Genomic DNA, 18416 nt, shown 5'->3' with positions numbered 1-18416 from the left:
TAACCGCGCCTTAAATACGTTGTGTATTAACGATACTATTCTCTGTACCAAAGCTGTTCGCAATATATCCATCAGCGTGATGATCATTGTCCCAAATAGTTCCATTAACTAAATAGCGAAAATGAAACTGTTGGTCGCTGGGTAAACGTTGCTTAAGCTTAAAACACTGCTCTTTTTTATTAAACTTCATAGCCACAGGCTGCCAATCAGTAAATTCAGCAACTAGTTGAACTTGATCTGCCTGAGGATGCTGAAATTCAAAGGTAACTTCAGCTTCATTTTTAGTTTTAAAAAATCGTTTACTTAACATAGCGGGCTCCAACTAAACCTTATGGTTAATTAATCCTTGCCACCGTGCCGTGCTCAACTACTCAACATATGCAGGGGGTTGTATTGTGTTTTATAACTTTGTTCAGTTAAACAAAGTTATATTGATGCTTTATGACAGTGCAATTAAATTAATGCTGCACCTAAAAAGTGCAATAAAATTGCAAAATGTTCACCTACTTATAAGCAATTAAAACAGGAGCAAGAACTAAACCAAGTTTTAATTACTGTCCAAATAGTGAACTATAAAGTAGTTAACAAATAGCATCTGGTAAAGTGAATTAATTTAATAGTTAAGTTGAGTAAACACTCGATAATCCGCGACACAACAGCGTTTAATGAAATTGCGCTTTCTTTACAAACCTATTGTAAAGAAATGTTTTGTTAGTTAGTCTGACAAACTATATACTGGCAAAAATGCACAGTACCTAATAATAAACTCATACAATTGGGATCAAATGGTTTAATGGAATGACTAAACTTTTTCGCTTACTCAGTATTACCTTCATTGCTATCATTATTTTTTGTTATGGCATGAATATATTATTAACCAAGCAAGTCAATACTATTAATCCGCAGCAATCGAGCATTGCAATCAAAGCATTCGATACCGCCACCACAGAGCTCACCATGCCCGCTTGGTATAACCCGATTCTAAGTGGTCATCATATCATCAGCAAAGATGGCATCGATTACTTACTCATTAAAGTCACCGATACACAGTTTATTACCGCACAATCATCATCGATGATCAAAGCAACCATTTTGTCACCCGTTAATTTAATTTTATTGATTTTAGTTGGTTTATTTTTTACCTGGTATTTAGGCAAACAGCTCAATAGCAGACGCGAAAAACAACTCATTTCCCAACTTAACTCACAAACTCAAAAAATAATCGACTCCTTTAATATACAACTTCCTAGCCTAGAACATCCGACAGAAATCACTCGTCTGAGCCAAGCAATTAATGCTTTAACCACGCATGTTGCTAATTACGCTCGCGAAACCCAAACAAGTATCTGCCAAGACAAACTCACATTATTAATTGACCGTCATGCATACATAGAACATCTTGATCGGCAACTCAATGGCGCAGAATTCAAAAATATTCACTGTGCATTACTTTTTATCGATTTAGACGGTTTCAAACAAGTTAATGATTCCTTTGGCCACAGTTTTGGTGATGAAGTACTCATACAAGTTGCCGAACGCCTTGCCAGCGTATTGCGTCACCATAAGCTTAATGATGTCAACCCAACAAGCTTGTTAGAGCAAAACTTAGCACGTTTAGGTGGTGATGAGTTTTCTATATTTATTAATAATATAGATGTTGACTCAAAAGCGCTCGATGTGGCGCAACATGTGCTAAACGAAATAGAACGTGACTTTGTTCTCGGTAATAAGCTTATAAAAATTAGCGCCAGTGTTGGCATCGCGGTTTATCCCGACAGCGCCTCCACACCACATGCTTTATTGCAAATGGCTGATGTTGCAATGTATCGCGCTAAAACCGACGGGCGTGGAATTTTTAAAGTCTATTCACCAGAAATGGGGAATAAGATGCGCCGTTACCACTACCTGCTAGAAGAACTAAGGTTAGCGATTGCGTGTCAGAATTTTCATTTATCATTTCAACCTATCGTACATGTGGAAGATTGTGCGATAGACTACTTTGAAGCCTTAGTTCGTTGGGATCACCCTGTTGAGGGAGCCATTTCTCCTGTTGAGTTTATTCCTATCGCTGAAGAGTCAAACCTTATTTTAGAGCTTGGTGACTGGATCATGTTGGAATCATGCCGACAAATGTCGGCGTGGCACAACGCGGGAATGCGCAAAGTAAAAATTTCTGTAAATGTCTCAGGTATCCAATTAAAACACCGCCCTGTGCATGAGTGGGTAATGCAAAAGCTCGCTAAAACCGGCCTACCACCCAGTTCTTTGATGTTAGAAATTACCGAGTCAACCTTGATCACGGCAAGTGATACCATTATTAATGAACTTGAAAAGTTGCGTAAAGAGGGAGTCACCATCGCGATTGATGATTTTGGAACCGGGTTTAGCTCTTTAAGTACCTTAGCCGACTTACCTATTGATGTTATTAAGATTGACCGACTGTTTATTGCACAGGCCAATGAAAACCCAAAATACAACGAAATTTTAAACTCAATCAGTGAGTTAGGAGCAAAGTTAGGCCTTAAAATCGTTGCTGAAGGGGTTGAAGAAATTGCCCAATTTGAATTAGTAAAACGTATGGGGATCAGCTGCGTACAAGGCTACTTAGTTAGCCATCCCCAATCATCAGTCAATGTTGGCAGTAAAGTATTACAAGGTAATGTTAATCATATTGCCGCCACTGGAACTGGCGTGTGGAACCTCGAAGTATAATAAGGACTCATTATCATCCTCTTGCCATAGAAATTATATTAAAAATAGATAATAATACTCAGTAACTTAGTATCAATCCTAGCTTTCCATGCTCAAAAAAAGCCTTTATTCTCTAATCACCGTGGCCATTTTAGTTGCCGCTATCATTGTCAGTATGTCTATTTATACCCTATACAGTAAAAAAAAAATTAGTGTAGATCCTAAGTTAAAAGAAATATCGGGGATTGAATTTGATAAATTTAATCGACTGTGGGCTATAAATGATGGCGGTGATGATCCAAAACTCTATCGTCTTAACGAAGATGGTTCAATTGCTAAAGAAGTGCTGGTAACAAATGCTAAAAATATCGACTGGGAGGATATGACTCAAAACGACTTTGGTCATTTCTTTTTGGGAGATTTTGGTAATAATAAGCAAGAACGCAAATGGCTAACGATCTATAAAATCGAAAACCCTATTGATATTAAAGGCGATACTACCGAAGCCGAGATCATTAAATTCACCTACCCAGAACTTGATGGTAATCCTGTAGCGCCAGATAAGCGTAATTTTGATCTTGAAGCATTTGTTGCATTTGGCCGCCACTTATATCTTTTTACAAAGAATCGTACCGAACCATTTGATGGTATAACCAATGTATATAAAGTTGGCGATCACGCCGCTAACTTCGATGCTGAGTTAATTGATTCATTTAAAACCTGTACCACTATGGAGAAGCTATGTTGGATCACCTCAGCCGCGTTAAGTCCAAATCGTACTAAATTAGTCCTGCTTGATTCCACAAGTATCTGGCTTTTTGAAAACTTCAGCGGGGATAAGTTTTTCTCAGGCGATGTCTCTAGAATAGACTTAGGGATTGTCACACAAAAAGAAGCGATCACTTTTTACGATGAAAATACCTTGATCTTTACCGATGAGGAATTTAAAGGCATTGGCGGCAATGCTTATGTTATTAAATTAGATGAAGTAACAAAAAAGATTATTCGTAAATTGCCTGAGCACCCCTAATATAGTGTGAGCTTTTACAGTGACACTTAGTTTAATCACCGCGAAAGACGTTCACTGTCTTCCTCTAAGCACAGCTTTACTATCGAAAAACAACGTTTTATTCGAGTATTTAACGGCTAAACTTAGTCTCAAGAATAACCGAAGACGTGGTTCGCTCTACACCATCAAGGTTGCCTATATCATCAAGCAAGTGACTGAGCTTTTCTAAATTCTGCGCTTGGACGACAGCAATAAGATCAAATTCTCCGCTGATAGCATACAGTTGTGAAATAGCATCTATTTGCTTAAGTTCTAAATTAGTTTTAGTGGTTAGTTTTTGTTTTACCTTTATGGATACGTGTGCAGACACCATGGCATTTAAATAGGCTTCACCGTAATCAACACTGTATCCTTTGATAACGCCTGACTCTTCAAGTTTTAACATGCGACTTTGCACTGTAGAGCGCGACAAGTTAAGTAGCCGCGCAAGGTCAGAAATACTCGCCCTAGCGTTTGTACGTAGTATAGAAAGTAGCTTTTCATCTTGTGGAGTTATCATATTGGTTATTCTCTTCACTATTTTGCATTTTATTTTAATCATTTTTCACAAAATAGCACTGCAAATTTAAACTTCGAACCAAGATAATAACCGTTGTAGATAATAAAAATTATTAAATCAATCTATTGCGAGTTAATAACGGCTTAATTAACTCCTTTTATGCAATATCACTTTTTTCACTTTAAGCCAGATTTAGGTGTAACAGATGCAAGTAACAAGAGAATTATTCAACGATGTCATGGTGCCAAACTATAATCCATCAGAGGTGATCCCTGTTCGTGGACAAGGTTCTCGAGTGTGGGATCAAAACGACAAAGAGTACATTGACTTCGCCGGTGGTATTGCAGTTAACTGTTTAGGTCATTGTCATCCAGCGCTTGTGAGCGCACTTAAAGAGCAAGGCGAAAAAATTTGGCATCTTTCAAATGTAATGACTAATGAGCCCGCGCTACGCTTAGCAAAAAAAATGACCGATGCGACTTTCGCCGATAAAGTCTACTTTGCCAACTCTGGTGCAGAAGCAAACGAAGCGGCACTGAAACTAGCGCGTCGTTTTGCGCTAGATGTTTACGGTGACGATAAAACACAGATCATCGCCTTCAATAAAGGTTTTCATGGTCGTACATTCTTTACAGTAACAGTAGGCGGACAAGCCGCTTATTCAGACGGCTTTGGCCCTAAACCTGCTGCGATTGATCACTGTGACTACAATGACTTAGCTGCATTTGAAAAACTAATTAGTGATAAAACCTGTGCGGTTATGATGGAGCCACTGCAAGGTGAAGGCGGTATCATTTCGCCAAATAATGAATTTATGCAAGGTGTGCGCGCGCTGTGCGACAAGCACAACGCATTATTAATTTTTGATGAAGTACAAACAGGTGTTGGTCGTACTGGCGCTTTATACGCATACCAAGACTTAGACGTAACACCGGATATTCTAACCACGGCCAAAGCGCTCGGAGGTGGTTTTCCAATTGGTGCAATGATCACCACAACGGCAATCGCCCAGCATCTTAAAGTTGGCACCCACGGTTCAACCTACGGCGGTAACCCACTTGCTTGTGCCGTCGCAGAAGCGGCTTTTGATACTGTAAATACCGCTGATGTACTCGCCGGTGTTAAACAACGTGAGCAACTGTTCCGTGATGGTTTAAATGCAATTAATGCCAAATTCGATGTGTTTAGCGAAGTACGTGGCAAAGGTCTATTATTAGGTGCAGTACTGAACCACAAATTTGAAGGATGCGCGCGGGATTTTTTAGTTGCCAGTACCAAACATGGCTTAATGAACTTAGTTGCAGGAACTAATGTAGTTCGTTTTACACCTTCGTTAGTGATCCCAATTGAAGACATTAATGAAGGCTTAGCACGCTTTGAACAAGCGGTTGCGGATGTTGTAAACGGTTAACCTAATTTAGCGCCCGCATTGGGCGCTAATGGAGCACTTTTAAATGCACGTATTACGTCCTATTACTGCCAGCGACTTTGATGCACTCAAGCAAATCGCCGTTGAATCGGGTCATGGTTTTACCTCATTACCCGTTAATGATGCTTTATTACTTGAAAAAATTGAGCGCGCTGAACGCAGCTTTGCTAAAAATATTAATCAACCTAAAGACGAAAGCTACTTATTTGTTCTCGAAGATAGCCAAACCGGCGACGTCGTTGGTACGACGGCTATTGAAGCCGCTGTAGGCCTTAATGTACCTTTGTATCATTATCATCTTGGTAAGACAGTTCATCATTCACGTACTCTAAACGTATACAACACCGTTGATATTTTAAGTATGTGTAATGATTACACTGGCTGCTCCGAAATATGCACCTTGTTTTTACGCGAAGATAGCCGCAAAGGGCTGGCTGGACGTTTTTTATCACGCTCACGGTTTTTATTTATGGCTCAGCACAGCGAACGCTTTGCCGATACTATTATTGCAGAAATGCGCGGTGTAAGTGACGAACAGGGACACTCCCCTTTTTGGCAATGGTTAGAAGAACACTTTTTTAGTATCGAATTTCCACAAGCTGATCACCTTGTTGGCTTAGGCGATAAAGTGTTTATTAGTGAACTGATGCCTAAATACCCAATATACGCCAACTTACTGAGTAAAAAAGCGCAAGCCGTGATTGGTAAAGTTCATGAAAAAACCAAACCAGCACTCAAGCTACTTGAAAAAGAAGGCTTTGAGCATCGTGGCTACGTTGATTTATTTGATGCAGGACCAACTGTTGAAGCCAAGCTTGGCAATATACGCAGCGTGCGTGAATCACTAGTATGCCCGATCTCAATTGGTGAACTCGATTATGTTGATGAACAAAGCTCAGACACCTTAGCGATTTGTAATCAAGGCGTCAGTGATTTTAGAGCCACGTTCACAAAACACGCTCATTATAATCACGCCAAGCACACCTTAATCATTAGTAACGACGTTGCCCACGCACTTAAATTAAAACAAGGGGATGCAGCACGATTCTTTCGTCTGTGATCTGCTTAAGGAAAGACTTATGAGTACCATAACTCAACTTATAAATAATCAATGGCAAAGCGGCCTTGGCCACGACTTTGTTTCTGTTAACCCAAGTAATGGTGAAACAATTTGGCAAGGTAAAACAGCCACTAAAGAACAAGTAAATGAAGCGATTACAGCAGCACGCAAAGCGCAATTCACGTGGGCACACACTCCTATTAGCGATAGAATTACAGTGCTGGAAAACTTTGTTGCTCAACTAAAAGAGCACAGCGAAGAGTTTGCGAACATCATAGCCTGTGAAACGGGCAAACCACTGTGGGAAACACGCACTGAAGTTGGCGCAATGGCCGGTAAAGTCGCTATTTCAATCAAAGCTCATAATGAACGCACAGGTACCACGGAAAATCCAATGCCAGGGGCCAAAGCGTTTATTCGTCACAAGCCTCATGGCGTTGTGGCCATATTTGGTCCTTATAACTTCCCAGGCCATCTACCAAACGGTCATATCGTACCGGCAATTTTAGCGGGCAATACAGTGGTTTTTAAACCCTCTGAACTAACACCAAAAGTGGCGCAATACACCCTTGAGTTGTGGCTAAAAGCAGGTTTACCTGCAGGTGTTATTAACCTTATTCAAGGTGAAGTAGAAACGGGTATCGCGCTTGCGAGCCACCAAGATATTGACGGCTTATTTTTTACTGGCAGTTCAAATACCGGTCACTTGTTACATAAACAATTTGCTGGCCATCCTGGGAAAATTCTTGCACTTGAAATGGGTGGCAATAATCCACTGATAATCAAAAATGTCGCTGATGTAAACGCAGCAGTACACGATATTATTCAATCAGGCTTTATTACCTCTGGACAACGTTGCACCTGTGCCCGACGTGTATTTATCGAAAACACAGCCAATGGTGATGCCATTTTAGAAAAACTTATCAGCGCCACTAAAAATATTATCGTTGATGACAGCTTTGCTCAAGAGCAACCGTTTATGGGCTCAATGATCAGTGAAAAAGCCGCTTTGGGTATGGTTAGCGCACAACAACAGCTACTCGATATGGGGGCTACATCGCTGGTTGAACTTAAACACTTAAAACCAGGCACAGGCTTTGTAAGCCCAGGTATCATTGATGTCACTAACGTAACTGATATCCCAGATGAAGAACACTTTGGGCCATTAATTAAAGTGTACCGTTTCACTGAATTTGACAGTGCCATTGATGAAGCAAACAACACTTCGTTTGGTTTATCAGCAGGTTTGTTAAGCGATTCGAGCGATGATTACCAGCACTTTTTAAAACGTATTCGTGCTGGCATTGTTAATTGGAACCGCCCTATCACAGGTGCATCGAGCGCAGCGCCATTTGGCGGCATTGGTGCCAGTGGTAATCACAGAGCAAGCGCCTACTATGCCGCAGATTACTGCTCATACCCAGTCGCTTCGGTTGAAGCAGACACAGTAAATTTACCAGATACCCTAGCGCCGGGCTTAATCATTAAATAATGACTAAATGGCTATACGTCATTTTAACCACATTAAGGAATTAAAAATGCACACAGATGTAAATGCCCTATTTGACAACCTATGGCAAAATTACTTGTCCGTTACACCTTCGGCCGTTAAAGTTCATGAATTACTTGGTTCGACACAAAAAAATGATGTGATTAATGATCACATTGCATTAAGAACATTTAACCATGAAAAAATTGGCCTTGAAAAACTTGCTGCTCACTTTTTAGCTGTTGGCTATAAAGAATGCGGCGAATATCACTTTGAAGCTAAAAAGTTATACGCTAAACATTATGAGCATACAGATCCAACACAGCCAAAAGTGTTTATTTCAGAGCTGTTAGTTGAACAATGTTCACCACAGCTACAAGCTATCGTTAATGATATGGTAGCCAATATCGATGCAACAGCCGTGACGGCTGATAACTTTTTATATTCAGGTACTCACTGGCAAGTTAGCACAGACACCTATAAAAAGCTGTTAGCAGAAAGTGAATATGCAGCATGGATGTCGGCATGGGGTTACCGTGCAAATCATTTCACCGTCAGTATTAATGAACTTGCAAAATTTGATAATATTGAAGCAGTAAACCAAGCATTAAAAGATGCCGGTTTTGCGCTTAATACCTCAGGTGGCGAAGTAAAAGGGTCGCCAGAGGTCCTACTAGAACAGTCATCAACGCTTGCTGATGATTTCGCTGTAGAATTCAGTGATGCAAAAATGACAGTCCCGAGCTGTTTTTATGAATTTGCATTGCGTTATGAAAAAGCAGATGGTGAACTTTACACTGGTTTTGTTGCCGCTTCGGCCGACAAAATTTTCGAAAGTACCAATGCCCGTTAACACGTTTTAATACACCACTTAGCACTGAAATTTACAGGGCTAAGTGGATGTATAAAAATATATAGCAAGTACTTACAAAGTATTTATTCCCTTTACTATAAATATGATGGCTTGCCTGTAGACGAAAAAAAACGCAGTTGCTTTTTCCAACTGCGTTTTTTATTACTTTACGAAAAGAAATAACCGCTATAAAAATAGCGGTTTATAATCGTTTTCTAACTGCTCAAAAGAGAGATTACCAATAAAGCGACCAAAACTCAGCCAAGTTGCTAAGCCTCGAAGATCTTTAAAGTGTGGTGGAACAAACTTAGGGTCTTCAATCACCCCTAGATCATGTAACTGAGATATTAGTCTAAAGTCATCAATTGAAATCTTACCTACTAACAGTAATGGTAATTGATCAATACGGCCTAGCTGGATAGCAACGCGTATTAAGTTATAAACCAACACAAAGCCTTTAATGTAAGCTATATCCTTTGTAAACGGCAAGCCCGTTGCCGTACTGCCACGAAAAACCCGCTGGGCAAGCGTATAACTTTCATCTTTACTTAATCCTTGCGCCACATAGTCTCGGTAAATATCAACAAACTCAGCACCGTCTATCACTTTCGTAACCGCTTGAATTCGATTAACAAGTTTTGCTAAACGACGTGGTGTAGATTTAAGCGTGATGATCTCAGTCAATACAGCCAGACCTTCTTGTGTCACTGTTGAGCTTGGGGTACCTTTACTCAAACAGGTTAAATAAGGCTGCGCTAAACCATTTTGCGTAGTGCCAACATGGATCCAACCTTCATGGACTTCTAGAATATCAAGCTCACGCTGCGAAAACTTAACATCTTGATTCAGTTTAATATTATTAGCACCAGCTGCGGCATCACTAACTATACCATCACTGATGATCACTTCAACATCAATACCTGGCATGCTAGTAGCCACTTGCTCAGCCAGAATTTTTACCGCAGCATCGGCGTCAATGTTTTTTGGATCATCCGGTAGAATATCTGCTGCTAGCAAGTTTTTAAGTGGCATCTCAAGCATATTAGCGAGTTCTGACAATGACGGCTCACCAGCATGAAAAAGGTCTTTAGGATGACCAAACAATTCCACCGATAAATCATGAAACTCTGGCGTACCTCGATACTCAAGCATATTGAGGACCGTTTTATATTCAGCACACATTTTACTCATATATTGTGTGATTGGATTAAGCTGCCCCAATTGGCTGATTATATTTCGATTAAGATCGGAAAACGCTTGACGTAATTCACTAGGTACAAACCCTAAGTCACGCTGCTGATAATAAGCTTTATCGACCAAAGGGTTTTTTTGGCATTTTTGCCTAAAAAACTCTTCTTTTATGCTTTTATCCCAATTAATCGCATCTAAAATGCGGATCGGTGTTTGCAGGGCGATTAATCTATCTGATAATTCGCGAGTTTTAAGTAATAACGCCTTATCTATCATGCTCTAAGCTCACTAATGAATGAGCCTAGAGCATAGGCTAGATCTGCGCGTTTTCAAAGCAAATTATCGTGTATTTTGTAGATTTACTGGGCTTGAAAAATCAGTAATACGATTTATGATTTTTCCGTCTTTGTAAACCAATAATGTCGGTACTTTATTAATTTTATTATTAATAAATAACCCATTACCATAATCTATGGTTAAAGGGTGAGTAACAGTAAATTTCGATTGGTATTCAGTAACAGCAGCTTGATCCGTCCATAATTGGCTAATTCTTGCTTCTACATCCAGCCCTTGTTTAGTAAGTGTATTCATTTGCTCTTGAGCTGCGACACAATTTTTTGCCATGTCTGGGCGTGTATCTGCTAAATACCAATCGCACCAAGTGGCAGTAAACAGCACCGCTTTTACCCCTTGCGTAGGAATATCTAACGCAACCGCTCTTTGCTGATGAGTTTCATCTAGCAAGTGCGTTTTTTCCACCACACCATCATGGGACAATAATCGTAATGTATTATCAAGTGCTTTATCTGCTTCATGTCCTTGAAATATCACCTTGCCGGTTTTATCTAGTAGTACATGAAATGGTGTCCCAATAAACTGATAATGTTGAGCAACCTTCCCGGTATCATCCGTCATAATTGGCATAGTTAAATTAAACCGTTTTTTAACTGCTGCTACTGCATCAGGGTCATCGTTAAGATCAATATTGATTGCGATCGTCTCTATCGTATCGCCATATTGTTCATAAGCATGTTGAAAATGTGGCATTTGCTCCATACAAGGCTTGCACCACGTTGCCCAAAATTTCAGATAAACGGGCTTTTTCCCCACTATTTTACTCAGCTCAAATGACTCACTTTGCTGATTTTTTAAAACTAAGTTATGGTCACTTGCAAACACATTTTGATAGCTCATAAAACAGCAAATGAATAATGCTAGCGTAATACATTTAAACTTCATCATTATTATCCTTAAAATAAATAAACCTTAGCATGGTAACCAAATAGGCGATTGTAAATTTGCGACAACTGTAACTTTTCGGCCAATTAAGCACACTTGGTATAAACTAAATAGCGTTGACTTACGTATTAACCACTGAGCAATGGTGTAAAGGAGCAACTATGAAAAATGATATCGAAACAAAACAAATATTAGCTGTGTATGAACAAATTATCCAACAAGGTGATGTCAATGACGATGGTAAACATTATAAAGGTTTAACCGCGTTTTCAGATATTGATGGCTACACCATTTACCTAAAAGGCAGCGGCGTGCTGCTTAGATTTGGTTTTCACAATACTTACCATCTTGACTATGAACATGAAAAACAAAAAGATGACTTTCTTAAAAAACTCGAAAATATAATCAATGAGATATAAGTGTGAACAATCGCAAGAAACGCCCTCAAGGAGCAGATAATCAACATAGCCTATTTATCGCACACGTTGTCCAGCAGTTACGTGCCCAGCCTAGTAAAGTGAACATTATTAAGCGAAACCTTGAAGAATATCGCCAACAACGTTTTCTTAAGCGTGGTTTCTTGACGGCTATTGAAAGATTCGATTGGGTATTCGAAGCCTCCGACAATATAGAGGATATTTGTCAACAAATTCTCGCAGATGACTACATTGGCAAGCGACTGCGCCGTTATCCTCTTTTATTCAAAGGGATCGTTAAATCAGATTAGCTATTTATCGTACCTAAACAGTAAACCACCGTTTATAGGTGATACCAACGCCCAAAAATGATAGATTGCGGCAATTTATTATTTTGAGAGTCTTGTCATGTCAAAAGCCGTCGACAACGCCAACTCAACTAACGAAGCGAAACCATCGGGATTATTTAACCGATTTTTAGCATCCGTTGAGTTTTTGGGGAACATGTTGCCCCACCCTATTACGTTATTTGCCATTTTTTGTGTGGCTATTATTATCTTCAGTGGTATTGCTGATTGGTTTGGCTTAAGTGCCATCGATCCTCGTCCAATTGGCTCCGCGGGTCGAGAACCTGATGGTGTAATTGAAGTTGTCAGCCTACTGAGCGCTGAAGGATTACAACGAATCGTAACAGGCCTTGTTACTAATTTTACAAATTTTGCCCCCTTAGGTACTGTACTCGTCGCTTTATTAGGTGTGAGTGTCGCTGAACATTCAGGATTACTCTCTGCTGCAATGCGTGGCATGGTGATGGGAGCCTCAAAACGTTTAGTCACCTTTATGGTGGTATTTGCAGCAATTTTATCTAATACGGCTTCTGAGCTTGGTTATGTAGTACTCATTCCATTAGCTGCTATGATCTTTCATAGTTTAGGACGTCACCCACTCGCTGGTTTAGCCGCCGCTTTCGCTGGTGTGTCCGGTGGTTATAGTGCCAACTTATTACTTGGCACTATCGACCCTCTACTTGCAGGTATCACCACACCGGCTGCACAAATGATTGATCCTACTTATCAAGTTGGCGCTGAAGCAAACTGGTATTTTATGATGATATCAGTGCTATTAATTGCTGTGTTAGGTACTTGGGTCACTGAAAAAATTGTTGAGCCACGATTAGGCAAATATAATCCAGATGAAGCCAGTGCCGATTTAGCACAAAATAATATTGAAGGGTTAACCGCCAAAGAGAAGTCAGGTCTAAAATGGGCGGGGGTATCCTTATTATTAGTATCGCTCCTACTGGCGTGGACCATAGTGCCAGCCGATGGCATTCTACGTCACCCTGAGACCGGCTTATTCGCCCATTCACCGTTTTCTAAAGGGATCGTAGTGTTTATTTTCATTACCTTTGGTATCCCTGGCTTTGTCTATGGTCGTGTAGTAGGTACTATGAAAAACGACAAAGACGTGATCAATGCAATGAGCAAGAGTATGAGCTCAATGGGCATGTACATTGTATTAGTATTTTTTGCCGCCCAGTTTGTGGCGTTTTTTAAATGGACCAACCTTGGCACTATTTTAGCGATTAATGGCGCAGCCATGCTGCAAGCGCTGAGCCTAACTGGCCCTGAAGTGTTTGTATTGTTTATATTAATGTGCGCAGTCGTTAACCTAAGTTTAGGATCATCGTCAGCACAATGGGCGATAACTGCGCCTATTTTTGTACCAATGTTAATGCTCATTGGCTACGCGCCAGAAACCATTCAAGCCGCTTATCGTATTGGTGATTCTGTGACAAACCTGATCACCCCAATGATGAGTTATTTTGGTTTGATCCTCGCCGTTGCAACAAAGTATAAAAAAGACATGGGAATAGGCACCCTTGTAGCCACAATGCTGCCTTACAGCATGATATTCTTTGTCGGCTGGGTGGTACTATTCTACCTCTGGGTATTTGTGTTTGGTTTACCTGTGGGTCCTGGCTCACCAACCTACTACACACCTTAACTAAATGATCTTGTAATGCCAGCGTATGCTGGCATTATTAATTCAGCTATTTGTTTTTACTCGGTAAAAAATCTACACTGTAGTTTCTTAAACTAAACCATGAAACTATGTCTCGTTATATACTTTTTCTATTGCTCAGTAGTACCTTGTTTGTACCCTGGCAACTTTTCGCAAATCCAACGAAGCAACTCGAATCTGCATTTGCAACTTCGCTAGTATTAACTGACGGTGACAGTATTACTTTAGGCTATGGCAATTTTGATCCAAATAAATTTATTAGCCCGCACCATAGTCAAGCCAATGAAGTTGACTCTTTGGGTTTACGAAACCAATTAAGTCTTTATGCCATTCCCTACGACTGGGCTTTGGCTAAACCTATTTGGGGCTATCAAACGAAGTTACTCGCTCAAGTCAGTTATTTACATCAAGAACGAAGTATTCGCACCTTTGCTGACACGGTACCTGATCTCAACTCTGAAACCATGCAAAGCGCTAAACTTGGCATCAGTTTTGAAAAACCCATCAGCTCAAAATGGTTTTATCAAGGTAGTTTAAACAGCCACTATATGCATTATCAAAATGATTACGCATATTTAAGTGAGCAAAGTGAACAGCTATTAAAGCCACTTATAGAGGGAATTTATAACAATGTGCAAAGCAATGCACTCGTATTAAACCCAAGCGTTGCATTAATTTATCGTTTACCTCGCGATTGGGGCTACTACGAATATAAACTCAATTTTAATTATTATTACGGCTGGGCTCTGTCTCAGCCGCAACAATTAAATTCGGTTAACCCTGAAAGCTGGCAAACCCAAAATGGTATAAAAGCCACCTTTAATATGTTTAAATTTTATGATTTTCAGCAATCATTTTATGTCAAAGCACAGCGCGTTGATTTAGGTGCAGATAGTAAAGAGCCACTTGGCACTGACCATTTTTATGAATATGGCTTTGGCGTATTATGGGATGTAACGAAATGGACTGATTGGTTCGAAAATTTCGGCATTGGAATTAATATTAATAATGGCAGCAACCTAGATGGCGGCAGCATCGTGTTTTATTTCAATGAACTTTAAAAAGCCCCTGCTTTCTAGTAGGGGCTGCATACACTTATTAATTAGATAGCTGTTTTGGTTTTATCCGTTGCTGCTTTTTGTTCTTCAACTTGAATAAACATTGCGTCTACCAACTCTATAATCTTTTCTTTTGCGTCAATAAAGTTATCGAGGCCAGCACCCGCTCGATAGCTTGCCTGTGCAATTGTATTTGTTTGCTCAACATCTTTAACCCAAATATTTGCGTAAGACATATAAAGCGCGAGGTCCCAGTGCCAATTAGCGACATAAAATGCCACGGCATTACAGCCTTGTGCATCCATTGACTCAAACTCTGTTTGATATGCTTGGTGTTTCATTACATAGTTTGCAGTAATAACCTTCGTTTCTACATTGTGCTTAGCAAACCCTTCTTGTAACGCAGTAACAACACCTTCTTTTACTTGCTTATGCTCTGCTATACACACTGTTTTAGGTCGTTCAGCTTCAAAACGGCTAACATCTTGTTTTGGCACAGCCAGCTAGTGTTGCTACAGCAATAGCTGCTGCGGTAAGTTTAAGTAGTTTCATTTTATACTTCCAATTTTTATTATTTAGGTGTTCGTTATTGATGTTTTGTTATTAGGTACTATTACAACTGCCAAGCATAACTGAGTTTAGTGAAGAAAGTGCGCTGATCGCGCTCCACACTCTTTAATGAATCATCTTGGTAGCCTTTATCTGAATAGCCTAGATAAAACAATGTTTGTGCATTGATTTTATAGGAATAAACCAGCTGACTGCCGTAGTCTCGGTTTATTCTATTCACATTAGCGTAGTAAGCGTTTTGATTACGCTCGATATCTTCAAACTGTAAAATCAGTTTCAACATTGAGCGCATGTTGAATTTATAATAAACACGTAAATCTGTCAGATTAGCTGTAAATACATTATCACCTTGCGGGTTATCTAGACGGCTGTAACTATGCTCCAGCTGAACTTGCCAATGGTCGTTAATATCCCACGTAAGCTCTGGCTCTATGGTAAATAAATCACCTAACTGTTCATTGCTGTAGTCTATTTTACTGCCAAATTCACTGTACAGTGTTATTCGTAAATCTTTCGTTGGGCTAAAACCGCCATAGATAAAACCGATATTTTGATTATAAAAATTATCGTTATAGTTCTCGTTACGGTGGATCAAACCAAACTCTAAAGATGACTGTAATTGCCCTTTTAAAAAAATGTAGCCTTCATATTCTTCTTCCAACAAGCTGCCATCTTGTGCCCAAGTTTTGTCCCAATCAACATTATAGGAATATTCGGTTATCATCTCAGTTGCGTCTAAGTACCACGTTTGCCCGCCACCTAGTAGCGCTTTTTTATAATCCACTTTTTCTTGATAGCCAACATCGGTACGATAATCCTCACCAATATCTTCGTAACTGGCAAGTAAACTATAATCCCGTTTCTCGCGAGAAAACTCGAGCTTATACGCCTGATCAGATTGATTTTCCTCTAAACCATACTTATCAGTTAAAAAAGCGGAATTTTTAGTGTCAGAAGTTGCAACTTGATACAACACACTATCTGTTTGATTAAACCAATAACTACCATCAACAGACAATACGGTATTGTGATAATCAGTCGCTTCACGGTGGGTACTCATTACCCCGATTGTTCCTTGCTCACCAAGATCATACTGGTAACGCCCAATGGAGGATTTTGATTTCTCAGCTAAATTAGCAAAGCCAGAACGTTGGTTGGTCGGCAATAAAATACTGGTATTCTCATCATCGGCATACAAAAACGCATAACTGTGTGCATTCGTTTTACCTGTTACCTTGGCCCCTACGTCAGGCTCAGCAATCGTACGAGTATAAAGCAGTTCGAATAGGCTACTTTTAAAATATGACGCGCCATCTAAAAAGAATGGACGCTTTTCAGCGTAATAAATTGAATAAGTTGTATTTACATCCAGCTCTAAACTATCGGTCTCTACTTGCGAGAAATCGGGGTTTATAGTGGCATTTATAACCGCATCTTGGCTTATGCCCCAACGTAAATCTAATCCAGCTTCTGTATCAATATCACCGTGTTGCCAATCACCAGGCACTGTGTTTTTCGTGTCATGACGAAGCGCTGTCAATGTGGGTGTTAATTGAATATTTTTACTGGGCTCCATAGCATTAAAGCCGGTTATTTTATCAAACTGACAAAAGCTGCATTTCACATCACGGTCAAAACCCACATTAGACAACTGATAAAGTACGTCGCGCGGGTAATTTCGCCACAGTGCAAATCCCCATGTCATATCAGCTTTATTTTTTGGAAAACGCAGTGCAGTGAATGGAATACGCATTTCAACCACATAACCTTGATCGGTTATTTGCCCTGCGCTATCCCAAATCGCATCCCACGAGGGGTCTTCACTCCAACCGTCGGTATCTGTCATGCGCATATCACCTTGCGCACCCAGCGGGTTTACGTAAAATTCATAGCCGGTACGCTCATCATTAAAGGTATCTATCATGAGGGCAACGTTATCATCACTCCACAAAGTATCACGGTCTCGAAGTGCGGCACGAATTTGACTCGGATCATTATCATAAGCAACAAGACCAACATATAAATAGTTGCCATCTTCGTAAATATAAGCGTTAGTTTTTACTGGTGGCGTGCCTTTTTCATTAGGTTCATTTTGATAACGTAACGGCACTAATGTAGCTTGTTGCCAATGAGGTTCACTTAACTGACCATCAAGATCAATACCTTGATCAATATGTGCTAAGCTAAAATGTTGTTTTTCAGAAGCTTGGCTCAATTCACTAAAAAGAGTAAAAAAAGACACCCAAAAGATAAGAGTACATGGTTTTATTATTGATTTTATATACTGCATAAACATCCGTTTAAAATTTTTATCACTCTTAATGAGTAATTAATCGCACGGATTGTAATTCACGCAGGTACATTTGTTAATAGTTTGAATAAAAATTTATAACGATTATTCAATATTCAGGATAAAAGTATTAGGTCTCGATTAACTTCAGTTTATCTGCTACACCATTCCATGTATCTGCATCGGTAGGTGCAGGCTTAACTTCGGTAATTCGAGGCCAAACAAGGGCGAGCTCCGCATTCAACTCAGTAAACGCTTTTTGTGAATCTGGTAATTCATCTTCTTGATAAATTGCCTCTGCAGGGCATTCAGGGACACATAAACCGCAGTCTATGCAATCAATTGGACTGATAGCTAAAAAGTTTGGACCTTCATAAAATGCATCAGCTGGGCACACTGCGACGCAATCGGTGTATTTACACTTTATACAGTTTTCAGTGACTACAAATGCCATATTCTTGTTACGCCTATCTTATGCCCAATAACAGCGCTGGATCATACCCAACACCTGAGAAAATACAATAAATAATCGCTGCC

Annotated in this window: 17 protein-coding genes; 10 read left to right on the top strand and 7 right to left on the bottom strand. The window is 39.8% G+C overall.

Translation table 11 applies throughout. The features are described 5' to 3' along the window. Window positions 1-10 precede the first annotated feature (10 nt). Entirely contained in the window at window positions 11-310 is a 300-nt protein-coding gene (locus CWB85_RS04100) for an isoamylase early set domain-containing protein (protein ID WP_016706704.1), read from the bottom strand. Between the two features lie 488 nt (window positions 311-798). On the opposite strand from CWB85_RS04100, the gene CWB85_RS04095 reads away from it, so the two are divergent. Together CWB85_RS04095 and CWB85_RS04090 are read left to right on the top strand one after the other, a co-directional pair. Continuing rightward, window positions 799-2712, top strand: coding sequence for a putative bifunctional diguanylate cyclase/phosphodiesterase (locus CWB85_RS04095; protein WP_138554176.1), 1914 nt, complete (start codon window positions 799-801; stop codon window positions 2710-2712). 88 nt (window positions 2713-2800) lie between these two features. Continuing rightward, the gene (locus CWB85_RS04090) at window positions 2801-3721 is read left to right on the top strand and encodes a hypothetical protein (protein WP_138554175.1); all 921 of its coding nucleotides are present in this window, start codon (window positions 2801-2803) and stop codon (window positions 3719-3721) included. A 109-nt stretch (window positions 3722-3830) separates the two neighbouring features. On the opposite strand, the gene CWB85_RS04085 is transcribed toward CWB85_RS04090, so the two are convergent. Beyond that, a complete protein-coding gene (locus CWB85_RS04085; RefSeq protein ID WP_016706707.1) occupies window positions 3831-4259 on the bottom strand; it encodes an Lrp/AsnC family transcriptional regulator in 429 nt (142 codons plus the stop codon). 205 nt (window positions 4260-4464) lie between these two features. On the opposite strand from CWB85_RS04085, the gene CWB85_RS04080 reads away from it, so the two are divergent. The 4 genes from CWB85_RS04080 to CWB85_RS04065 are packed head-to-tail and all read left to right on the top strand — an operon-like array spanning window position 4465 to window position 9090. Next, window positions 4465-5670 (top strand): aspartate aminotransferase family protein, encoded by a 1206-nt coding sequence (locus CWB85_RS04080; protein ID WP_138554174.1) that lies wholly within the window; start codon window positions 4465-4467, stop codon window positions 5668-5670. Window positions 5671-5713: 43 nt separating this feature from the next. Continuing rightward, a complete protein-coding gene (gene astA, locus CWB85_RS04075; RefSeq protein WP_016706709.1) occupies window positions 5714-6748 on the top strand; it encodes an arginine N-succinyltransferase in 1035 nt (344 codons plus the stop codon). Window positions 6749-6767: 19 nt separating this feature from the next. Further along, window positions 6768-8240 (top strand): succinylglutamate-semialdehyde dehydrogenase, encoded by a 1473-nt coding sequence (astD, locus tag CWB85_RS04070; protein ID WP_016706710.1) that lies wholly within the window; start codon window positions 6768-6770, stop codon window positions 8238-8240. A gap of 46 nt (window positions 8241-8286) precedes the next feature. Beyond that, entirely contained in the window at window positions 8287-9090 is an 804-nt protein-coding gene (locus CWB85_RS04065; RefSeq protein WP_016706711.1) for a DUF1338 domain-containing protein, read from the top strand. A gap of 186 nt (window positions 9091-9276) precedes the next feature. Here the strand turns inward: CWB85_RS04065 and CWB85_RS04060 are convergent, their stop codons facing one another. After that, entirely contained in the window at window positions 9277-10557 is a 1281-nt protein-coding gene (locus CWB85_RS04060) for a flavohemoglobin expression-modulating QEGLA motif protein (protein ID WP_016706712.1), read from the bottom strand. 63 nt (window positions 10558-10620) lie between these two features. Continuing rightward, entirely contained in the window at window positions 10621-11523 is a 903-nt protein-coding gene (locus tag CWB85_RS04055; RefSeq protein ID WP_036980282.1) for a redoxin family protein, read from the bottom strand. A gap of 158 nt (window positions 11524-11681) precedes the next feature. On the opposite strand from CWB85_RS04055, the gene CWB85_RS04050 reads away from it, so the two are divergent. The 4 genes from CWB85_RS04050 (at window position 11682) to CWB85_RS04035 (ending at window position 15022) form a co-directional block, all read left to right on the top strand. Continuing rightward, window positions 11682-11939 (top strand): DUF3081 family protein, encoded by a 258-nt coding sequence (locus CWB85_RS04050; RefSeq protein WP_016706716.1) that lies wholly within the window; start codon window positions 11682-11684, stop codon window positions 11937-11939. A 2-nt stretch (window positions 11940-11941) separates the two neighbouring features. Further along, window positions 11942-12247, top strand: coding sequence for a hypothetical protein (locus CWB85_RS04045; protein WP_016706717.1), 306 nt, complete (start codon window positions 11942-11944; stop codon window positions 12245-12247). A 97-nt stretch (window positions 12248-12344) separates the two neighbouring features. Then, on the top strand, window positions 12345-13943 hold the full coding sequence (locus tag CWB85_RS04040) for an AbgT family transporter (protein WP_016706718.1): 1599 nt from the start codon (window positions 12345-12347) through the stop codon (window positions 13941-13943). Window positions 13944-14050: 107 nt separating this feature from the next. Next, window positions 14051-15022: a Solitary outer membrane autotransporter beta-barrel domain gene (locus CWB85_RS04035; protein ID WP_138554173.1), complete on the top strand. Its 972-nt coding sequence runs from the start codon at window positions 14051-14053 to the stop codon at window positions 15020-15022. 41 nt (window positions 15023-15063) lie between these two features. Here CWB85_RS04035 and CWB85_RS04030 read toward each other — a convergent pair whose 3' ends face one another. The 3 genes from CWB85_RS04030 to fdxA all read right to left on the bottom strand — a co-directional run bounded on the left by CWB85_RS04030 (window position 15064) and on the right by fdxA (window position 18333). Beyond that, window positions 15064-15516, bottom strand: coding sequence for an Sbal_3080 family lipoprotein (locus tag CWB85_RS04030; RefSeq protein ID WP_249314778.1), 453 nt, complete (start codon window positions 15514-15516; stop codon window positions 15064-15066). A gap of 116 nt (window positions 15517-15632) precedes the next feature. Further along, the gene (locus CWB85_RS04025) at window positions 15633-17879 is read right to left on the bottom strand and encodes a carbohydrate binding family 9 domain-containing protein (protein ID WP_138554172.1); all 2247 of its coding nucleotides are present in this window, start codon (window positions 17877-17879) and stop codon (window positions 15633-15635) included. A gap of 130 nt (window positions 17880-18009) precedes the next feature. Continuing rightward, window positions 18010-18333: a ferredoxin FdxA gene (gene fdxA, locus CWB85_RS04020; RefSeq protein WP_016706722.1), complete on the bottom strand. Its 324-nt coding sequence runs from the start codon at window positions 18331-18333 to the stop codon at window positions 18010-18012. Window positions 18334-18416 lie beyond the last annotated feature (83 nt).

It is taken from the genome of Pseudoalteromonas sp. S1727 (genome assembly GCF_005886375.1).
Taxonomy (GTDB): Bacteria; Pseudomonadota; Gammaproteobacteria; order Enterobacterales; family Alteromonadaceae; genus Pseudoalteromonas; species Pseudoalteromonas haloplanktis.
This window is presented reverse-complemented; position numbering and strand designations above follow the sequence as displayed.